Here is a 5,922-nt window from a genome sequence, read left to right as displayed (position 1 = left end):
ACCAACAAGGCGCTCACCGCGGCCGCAGCGCTTGGCGCCGACATCGACGTGCTGGTGGCCGGCCAGAACGCCAAGGCTGCCGCCGAAGCCGCCGCCAAGCTCACGGGCGTGAAGAAGGTGCTGCTCGCCGAGGGCGATGCTTACGCNCACGATCTCGCGGAGCCTTTGGCCGCGCTGATCGCGNCGCTTGCCGGGAACTATGACGCGATCGTCGCGCCCGCGACCTCGCGCTTCAAGAACGTGATGCCGCGCGTCGCCGCGCTGCTCGACGTCATGCAGATCTCCGAGATCATCAAGGTGGTGTCGCCAGATACGTTCGAGCGGCCGATCTATGCCGGCAACGCGATCCAGACGGTGAAGTCGAAGGACGCCAAGAAGGTCATCACGGTGCGCACCTCGACCTTCGCGGCGGCGCCCGCCGGCGGCAGCGCCTCGATCGAGAATGCCGCGGCTGCGGCTGACCCCGGCCTGTCGTCCTTCGTCGGCGAGGAAGTCGCGAAGAGCGACCGCCCCGAGCTGACCTCGGCCAAGATCATCGTCTCCGGCGGCCGCGCCATGCAGAGCCGGGAGAATTTCGCCAAATATATCGAGCCGCTGGCGGACAAGCTGGGCGCCGGTGTCGGCGCCTCGCGTGCGGCGGTCGACGCCGGCTATGCACCGAACGACTGGCAGGTCGGCCAGACCGGCAAGGTGGTGGCCCCCGAACTCTACGTCGCGGTCGGTATTTCCGGGGCGATCCAGCATCTGGCCGGCATGAAGGACTCCAAGGTGATCGTCGCGATCAACAAGGACGAGGACGCGCCGATCTTCCAGGTTGCCGATTATGGCCTGGTCGCGGACCTCTACCAGGCCGTTCCCGAGCTGACCGCAGAGCTCGGCAAGCTTGGAAAGTAAGCCTAAAGCGCGAGGAGAGTCTCTTGGGCCGTCATCGCGTTAGGTCGTTTTGACCGCATGAGTTTTCGGGCAACCGCTGTGCACTTTCGCCGATCATGCTCCAATGTCGCCGGTCGAGGCGTACAATCTGGCCCGAAACTCGGATCGTCTCTCGTGCTTTGTCTTGTCCGCGAAGGTCCAGTCGGCTGAGTTCATGGAAACCTCGCATCGTGCATGAGGTGCGAGTTCAGCTTCATCGCGTCCCGTCTACGAGTAGGTGCCACGAGTAGGTGCCACGCGCTTTTAAAGCACCGTTGACCGCTCCGAGGTAGGTGGCATTCGGCCCCCTTACAGGGCTGGTATGGGCAATGCCGGATCGGATTAAATTCATCGGAAAAAGCTGGGTCGACGCAGGATTTAATCGTTGTGGCCCGTTCATTGCATGAATCCAGATCGATGTGCTGGTACGGTTACTTGTCAATAATTCGTGACGGTCAACAGGGTTGCCCCACTAGAGTGCATGGCAGGAGACGGACCGCACCATGACCGACCACGTAGCTGGCTTCCTTAAAGTGCCTGACAGCTCCGGAGTTGTGGTCCTCAAGCGGGCGTCTGGCACACAACCGATTCTACACAAGGCTGGTGCGGTGCGTTCCAGTACGCGGTCCTTTGTTAAGAATGCCATTCTGGCGAGGATGTCTGTTGAAGACCTCGCGGTGATCGGGGATTTCCTAGAACCAATCGTGCTGAGAGAGCGCATGGTTCTGCAAGAGCCGAGAAGGCACCTTGATCACGTCTACTTTATCGAATCAGGCCTCGTGTCGCTGAGGATAGTTGCGGCGGGAAGCATTCTTGAAACGGCGGTGATTGGACATCGGGGAGCGGTCGGCGTCTCGCTCTTGGTAGGAGGACATCTCTCAACGCACCAATCTGTCGTGCTTTTCCGCGGATGCGCGCACAGAATCGGTGTCGAGGATTTGCGTCGGGCCATGAATATGCGCCCCGAGATCCGAGATCATTTTGTTCAATACGTTCAAGCGCTGACCTTGCATTGCGCGCAGACAGGATTATGCGGGGTTCGGCACGATCGCGAAAAGCGTCTTGCGACTTGGCTCTGTTTGGCGAGTGATGCTCTTGACGCTCACGTCCTTCCAGTCACCCACGACTATCTTTCGTCCGTCTTGGGATTGCGCCGGGCTGGAGTTACGGAGACGCTCATTCGATTCGAGGAGCGGGGGTTGATTCGTAAGATGCGCGGCGTTTTGCAGATCGGTGATCGCAAATGTCTCGAGCAACGAGCATGCGGCTGCTACAAGCTCATTTCAGACGCGTATGCCTCCGCGATTGTCGCTAGTGAATCGGCGAGTCAAAGGTCAGCTGGTCGTTCTGATTCATCTACTCCGTTCTAGCTACGAATTGCGAATATCCGAGTAATTAAGTTAAGTAGGAAATCTGTAAGCAGCTCTCAGTAAGGCGGTCAGCGTCGCGGTTGAACTGACCAGTAAGCCAGTGTCATCTTCCAATGAGTTTTGAACTGCGGGCGTTTCCTCAAAGCGCGACTGATACATCGAACGTCTCGATGTGGATCGACCGTCCCTCGTTAGCTAGTTGAGACATTGCGTTTTTTATCGGGGTTTAAACGTCAAGAACAGATCGACGTATCCACTCGCGAGGCTTCGAAGCTTCACTGGCGGGCGCGAACGATCGCTCCGTTGTTCCAATCCCCGAATTAAGTTCCGAAACGCAAAAGATGAAAGCGACAGCAGCGCACGGTCGCGTCACGCAAAAGACTGTCAATAGTGAACAGGAGCCCACGAACGGTCTGATGCAAACGAGGTCTGCACCTGAGGTCTGAATAGCTGAAGCTGTCTCAGGCATGCCGAACGGAAGGCTTTGGTCCAGGCCGTTGCGAGATCATTATTCTCGTGAGCGCTCCGAACATTGACACGCCGCGGTGCGGACCAAGCCCGCTTCGCAACAACCCGGTGAAGGTGATCCGCAGTCGTCGAAGGTGTGCACCGGCTGCCCGTGGGAAAAGGCCGGCGCCGCCCTCCGGCCGCTGCAATCTCCTTATGCCGCCAGAAGTCATCGTCGGGGTGCTGGCCGTCCGCATATCGCCAGAAGCCCGAATCTGCCCTGCCGATATAACACCGGCGGCAAAGATCGGATCACCACAACGAGTCTCTTGCCGCAGAACAGGTCGAAGGCGCTCGACAACGCGACCAGGCTCTCGAACGCACGGACCATTGCCTGACGCCTGCCATACCCATCCCCGAACTGATTCGGCGGCACTACCCTGACAATATTCTTCTCCGGTAATGGGGGCCGCACAACCATAGAGCCTCTGCAGGTGAGCCAAGCAACCAGAATGGAGGATCTCCAAAAGAGGGGCGGGCAGTCTGCCACCGGCCTCCAAGTCAGCAGCTCATTTCAACGGGTGTGAAGATACCCAAAGACGGTACACAGCGCACCTTTGTGACTCAATATGAGCACAATCTAATTAGCAACCGCTGACGATTGTTCGTTCCGTACCAAGTTCACACGCCTTTCACTGACGCGATCTGTCACCGTGGTTACGCGAAGGGCGGAGTCCTCCGCGCGGCGCGATGCCGATCGTTTCAGAGCGATCACTTGGCGGTTCAACGCCATGGTCGTCGGTCGGGTTGTTTGGGGGGAGAGCGGTCGGTCATCGGAAGTGTTGAGCCGGCCGCTTCGGAGATGAGGCAACTAGGAGGGGATTACATGAAATTGGTTAAGAGCTTGATGCTCGGCTCAGCAGCGAGCCTTTTTACCATGGCTGCGGCACAAGCGGCCGACCTTCCCGTGAAGGCCAAGGCGGTCGAATACGTGAGAATCTGCTCTCTCTACGGAGCCGGATTTTGGTATATTCCCGGTACCGATACCTGTATCAAGCTCGGCGGCTTTGTGCGGGCTGAGACCATCCTCAACGGTGGCGGCTCTCATAGGCCGGCCTGGTCGGGCGACTTGGCTCAGGGCAATCGCTTCGCCGATCAGTTGACCGCCCGTTCGCGCTTCGTGTTCAACGTTGATACTCGCACCGCCACCGAGTACGGTGTCGTCCGCACGTTTAGCCAAGCCTACTTTGACTTTAATAACTTCGGTACTACCAATCCATCAGCTCTTGGTGCGGCGCCGGCTTCCCTAGGCGGCTTCAATACCAACCTGCTCATGGGGGCCGGGGGCGGCTACGCATACGTTGACCTCATTTTCATCCAATTTGCCGGGTTCACCTTTGGAAGATCGGTCTCGGCATTTCAAACCCCGTGGGGTGGTTATCCCGCCAATAACACTGCTTGGCTGATCGGGGGGCAGGACAGCATTACGGGCGTGAACAATATCCAATATCAGGCGCAGTTCGGGAGCGGAGTCTCGGCTACGATTGGTCTGGAGGATCCAACGCAGTATGACCGCACACCATTGTACAACCTCGCTCTAGGGATTGGCGCGAGTGGGCTGGGCACGAATGCGTACGAGGGCTGGGTGTGGCCTGACCTTAACGGCAACATCCGCGTCGATCAGGCTTGGGGCCTGTTCCAGCTGTCGGGCTCGCTGCACCATGTTGGCGGCACTTACAATGTGCTTGGTGCCGGGGGTGTTCCCGTTTCGGGCGCGACAGCTCTGACCGACTCGGTGCTGTCAGGTCATCCGGACTCCAAGCTCGGCGGTAGCGTGATGGCCGCTTTCCAGATCAGGAATCTCCCGACTGGCCCAGGCGACGACATCAAGTTCGACACAACTTGGGCCAAAGGACAGACCAAGCAGGTGATTTCTACCTCCGCAAACTCCCCCTCGTTCGCGATGCTCGGCGGGGTGCCCGGTCAGTTCGGTCCCAGCGGTAGTTACGGATTCGGCGCCACCAGCGATGGTGTCTATCTGCCGACGGCGTTCGGCGGCGATGGTGCTATCCACTTGACTACAGCCTATGGCGTTCGGGGCGGCTACAACCATAACTGGGATCCCCACTGGTCGACCGGCGTTTACGGCGGTGCTGGTTGGCTGAAGTACGACGGCACCGCGGCTGCTGAATTCTGCGCGGCCTTTGGCGTCACTCACCCAGGGCTCGGGGCGACATACAGCTGCAACCCGAACTTCGGTGCTGCGATGATCGGCACGGTCACGCGGTGGACTCCTGTCAAGAACCTGACGCTCTCGGGTGAAATCCAGTTGTTCCACCTGCATCAGAACTTCAGCGGTTTCTCGACCTTCTCGCCGGGCGCTCCCCAGCCAGTCCAGAACTGGACTTTCCACGACCAAAACGCGCTTTCGCTCGACATTCGGGTTCAGCGCAACTTCTGAGACCATAAAAGCACTTATCACTCCATGTGAACTTTGAGTCCTCGGCGATGCCCCCCGAGGACTCTTTCACTTTGCCGCAACTCTACATGTGCCTATCACAAGTGAGTTGAAGCGCCGCTCCGCGGTTCTGGCCCACCCAGCAGATCGCCGAAGCGGGAGGACCGCAGCAGTCTCTATCAAGTCTGTCTGCTGCCGCTGTAAATTGCCGCGCAACGTTGTTCATGCGAGCTAGCGCGGCTGTAATTGGAGCCGGAAATATTAGACAGCTTCCACGGCACCCGCGGTTTGCAACGTGCGTGATACTGGAACCATCACCGCACTTGATCTGAAAATGTGCGCGGCGGCTATCTGGTCGACAACGGTCCGCAGCTAAAGGTTTTAAGGCAGCGGAATTTGGTGCTGCGCATCAATTGGGATGCGACGTATGCCGCGCCACCATATTGCGTTGTGGCGGCGGACCTTGATCAGGGAGCTATGGCCGAAACTGGGTGATGACGGGTTGAGAGAGGCGGCGTATCGAGGCGGGTGTCGAGCCTGCCAGAACCTCAAGGAGAGCGATACGCCATGACCGAGACTACCAACGTTTTTGCTTTTCGTCAGCCCTCCGCGGTTGACGATCCACTGACCGATATCCTCCGCGCCGGGGCGCGCGACCTGCTCGCCAGGGCGGTCGAGATCGAGGTCGACACGTTTCTGGCCAGCACGTCCGAGCTGACACTGCCCGACGGCCGG

The 5,922-nt window shown here is 59.0% G+C and carries 3 protein-coding genes and 1 pseudogene; all 4 read left to right on the top strand.

The features are described 5' to 3' along the window. The coding region (locus A3AI_RS0141550; RefSeq protein WP_024518519.1) for an electron transfer flavoprotein subunit alpha/FixB family protein at nucleotides 1-894 on the top strand (894 nt) is incomplete at its 5' end. Between the two features lie 521 nt (nucleotides 895-1,415). Next, entirely contained in the window at nucleotides 1,416-2,282 is an 867-nt protein-coding gene (locus A3AI_RS44905; protein ID WP_024521091.1) for a Crp/Fnr family transcriptional regulator, read from the top strand. 1,333 nt (nucleotides 2,283-3,615) lie between these two features. Beyond that, the gene (locus A3AI_RS0141540; RefSeq protein WP_024521090.1) at nucleotides 3,616-5,190 is read left to right on the top strand and encodes a porin; all 1,575 of its coding nucleotides are present in this window, start codon (nucleotides 3,616-3,618) and stop codon (nucleotides 5,188-5,190) included. A gap of 564 nt (nucleotides 5,191-5,754) precedes the next feature. Next, nucleotides 5,755-5,922 (top strand): annotated as a pseudogene (locus A3AI_RS49825) (IS256 family transposase); the annotation flags it as partial.

The sequence above is a fragment of the Bradyrhizobium sp. Tv2a-2 genome (genome assembly GCF_000472425.1).
Taxonomy (GTDB): domain Bacteria; phylum Pseudomonadota; class Alphaproteobacteria; order Rhizobiales; family Xanthobacteraceae; genus Bradyrhizobium.
The sequence above is the reverse complement of the archived record's forward strand: the minus strand, read 5'-3'. Positions and strand labels throughout refer to the sequence as shown.